Annotated in this window: 3 protein-coding genes; all 3 read left to right on the forward strand. The window is 52.8% G+C overall.

The window, feature by feature from the left end; translation table 11 throughout:
- Positions 1-275, forward strand: a 275-nt coding sequence (locus tag PHI12_14095) for a hypothetical protein (GenBank protein MDD5511918.1), incomplete at its 5' end; no start/stop codon positions are given.
- 4 nt (positions 276-279) lie between these two features.
- Positions 280-2,700 carry a hypothetical protein gene (locus PHI12_14100; protein ID MDD5511919.1) on the forward strand — a complete coding sequence of 807 codons (2,421 nt, stop codon included), beginning with the start codon at positions 280-282 and terminating at the stop codon, positions 2,698-2,700.
- A 1-nt stretch (position 2,701) separates the two neighbouring features.
- Positions 2,702-3,478 carry a hypothetical protein gene (locus PHI12_14105; GenBank protein MDD5511920.1) on the forward strand — a complete coding sequence of 259 codons (777 nt, stop codon included), beginning with the start codon at positions 2,702-2,704 and terminating at the stop codon, positions 3,476-3,478.
- Positions 3,479-3,589 lie beyond the last annotated feature (111 nt).

The following is a 3,589-nucleotide window of genomic DNA, read 5'->3' on the forward strand; positions in this document are numbered from 1 at the left end:
TTTCGTCTGGAACGATAGTGGTGTCTGGATATCATCCTATATCGGTTGGGATGAAAATAGCCCTTAGAGGCACAGGGCAGAATAGTTCTTGGACTATTACTGCCATAGCGTATTCGACTACGCCTGATAGAACAGAATTGGATGTTGATCTGGAAAATGGCGATAATCCTGTTCTGGATGATGCTTATCCGACAGATTTGACTGGATATTTGGTTTTCCCAGAGAATGATGGCGCGGAAAAGACAGCTTTCTACGAGGTTCTGATAGGAGACTAGGTTATTGATGGTCAGCGACCTGAATGATCCGAGCGGTTCCGGCTTTTTCGGCAAGGGGTATTGGAGTCAGAAGGTCTTCTGGCTGAACGTCCCGCCGCAATGGAGACGCCTCGATGAACACGACTACCTCCAAAGGTTGTTGAATACGTGGGGAGATGTCGGTGAAGACCTGATCAAGCACATCACGAAGTTGCCACAGCAGCGAGATCCGTATCTGGTACGGGCGAAATCGAGCTGGACACGCTGGTTCTACGTGACCGAGGCGCTGCAACATGAAGACCCGGACGTCGGGCCGGTAGTGAGGCTGATCGGCGAAAAGGATTACACATTGATGCCGGAGACGGACTTGGAAAGCCCTCCGAGCGACGACCCAGCCGTTCTGTCCGAGCAGTTTCCTTGGTTTCCCTATGAGCCGCTGGCAGAAGTAGCTCGATACTGGCAGTTGTACTGGTACGATGCTCAATACGAGGTGGTCAATGTTCGGGCGCGGAATTTCGACCAGACGGAGATGTACAAGGCGTCTACTTCGTTGGCCAACGAGATATGGGTGAAGGGCGGTGATTTGACGCTGCTCTTCAACTATTTCTCGAGCAGGGATTGGGCGAAGGATGTATCCGAGTATCCGCTGAACGGCACGGTACAGATCGGAACAACGGACGGATCGAAACGGCCCAAGGTGGAGCTTCCGGTTTTGCCGGTGCGCTTGGTGAAGAACGTGAATCCCTTGTCCGGTTTGGCGTCCGATGCGCGGGTGGCCATCTACATGCCGATGCAGAGCGGTGGTCCTCGCATTTTTTACGATATGCCGGACCCAGTGGATGAGAACGTAGGGACACTTCGAGAGGCAAGCGGGGGCGTGCTGCAGCCGACGGTGTACGGGACGGTTAATTACCTGTCGGGTGCTATATTGATAGATTTGCCGGGGGCGTCTGTTTATTCGAGTTACACACCGCTGCCGATCAAGGCGAAGTACACGGTGCGCGGGTATTACATGTTGTTCAACGCGCCTCCGACGATAGGGTACTTAGCCAAAGATTTTGGACTGGATAACGACGAGAACGATCCAGAGGCCGTACAGCGGTCTACGATTGCGAACATCGCAAAGTTCTGGTCTTTAAAGTCGACGGCGGCGTCGTATCGAATCCGAGGGGCTATCAGTCTGTTCGACGTGGTTATGGAAGGTTTGTATAGGGTGTGCGACAATGCGCTGGCTGCGTTGTTGCCTGCGGACAAGCTGATTTGGATCAACGACAGGTTGTACACGGACGTGCGACCGATTTTCATAAAGTACGATCACATAGCGTCCGACGAGCATTACTTTGATTACGGGACAGGGCCGGGGGACTGGATTCAGGTCACGGACAATATGCTCATAGCTTTGGATTCTGGTCGTTGGAACGGCATGTCCATTGGGCAATCGTATGCGTTGGACGTGACGCAGGGGTATTACGCTCCGATTTCTTCATTCACCCCAGGGGTTAAGCGGGGGCCTGCTACGGTGTTTTCGGTAACGCCGTTGAATGACGTGGAACTGGACGCACTGGGTTGGCAAAACGGATACAGATACAGAATTGACATGCGTCGGTGCCAGTTTGAGGCGTTTAACTTCCCAAAGGACGGATCTGGAAACCAGAATCCAAATTTGTTTGCACTGTCTCAATATGTATACAACGCAAATCCGTTGCTTGGTACGCCGCCGAATATCAACGACACGTACTATTACATCGACAAAGAGGAATCGGCGTGGTCGCTGTTGTCTGCGGGGGCCACGCCGCCGGAGGATATGGGGCGCTGGACAGTGCTGATCCAGTTTGGTGCGGGAGTGGCGTCTCCAATATCGGCATTGGATAACGTGGCGGTGAGATACTTGCCGCTGTTCGACTCGATGTCCTGTTGCTATTGCCGGTCGAACAACATGCGGGCTTTTGTAGAGGTTACGGATGAGGCGTATGGCTTTTATAACACCTATGAGAAGATTGAGTACGCCATTCGTCGGCTGAAACCTAAGTTGCAACAGCTTGTCCCGATCCATGCCAGGATTATTCAGTACGAGGTGACGCGGAGGTTTGAGGACAATATGTTCGGCGTCTACCAGGGCGCTGCCGTGCTCCACACGCTCGATGGGAGTCAGTTTGTTGGCAACATCGATGTGGAGGTCACTGTCGAATATCGGGGTGATGCCGATCCGGCGATTCCAACGACCGGTTTGGACATCAAGTTGGAAAGCGCAACGGCTGGGGTAATTTTCAGCTATACGGCGTGGACGCCACCGGTGTTGGGAGACAACGACACCTGGGTTACGGTAGTGACTCAAACGGTTACGCTTCCGGCTACACAGTCGGAGGTTTATCTGTACGCCAAGGGCGGTAATGACTCCAACTACGGTGACGTGCGCTGGACATGCCGGGTGACACGGAGGGAGTAGGATGCCGCTAGGATTGATGGCCAGCGTAATCGAGGCAATAGCGGGTGGACCGGAAGGCGGACCTTCTGCGTCGATGTCTATTGCGGGACTGGACCCGGAAGATCTTAATAAAGCCTATAAGAAAGACGGCGTAGATCTGTCAGAGCGGGCCTTTCAGTATTGGCCGGAGTCCATTTCGGATGCGATCAGCATAGGCTGGGAGCCGAAGTCTGTTACTGGTGGAAGTCATGCCTTTTTGCAGTGGTCGCAGAATAGTGGCCGGATATTCTCGTTCGATGTTAATCTGACTCGTTTCACGATGCCGGTAGACACGCGGAGCACTTTGGAGAAGCTGAAATCGGCGTCTCAAAGGCCAGACAGCCAAAACCCGATTGATAACCGTCCGTACAATGTGAACGTGCGGGAACAGATCAAATTTTTGAGAGCGTTTTGCTATCCTACGTACAAGGATATTGGGGGAGTGATTTCGTCGCTGCCGCCGCCGATTGCGGTATTGTACATGCCCAATATGGGATTAAACGAAGACGGTAGCGATGTACTATATGCGGTAATGACTGGCTGTGACGTGACATATCGGTTGCTATTTCGGGATGGGACTCCGAGAGCTGCGACTGTTTCGTTGTCGTTTACGCAGGTTGTTCAGACTAAGGACGGAGTGCGGTTTGTTGGGTTTGGCGAAGGTGCTCCGACCAAATACAACATGGACGACCGTGAGAAAATGGACAAAAATGCCGGGCGCAAGCTGAACGGCATGAAGGATTGGGGAGTTTATGATTAAAGCCATTGGCAAGATCAGCGTAAAGAAGGCACAGCCTGCGGTGATTGACGATGGTAGGGTCGATGAATCTTCTTCGGGGATTCCGCATGACGACGGGGTGGTCATCATTGC

This window comes from Dehalococcoidales bacterium, assembly GCA_028716225.1.
Taxonomy (GTDB): domain Bacteria; phylum Chloroflexota; class Dehalococcoidia; order Dehalococcoidales; family UBA5760; genus UBA5760.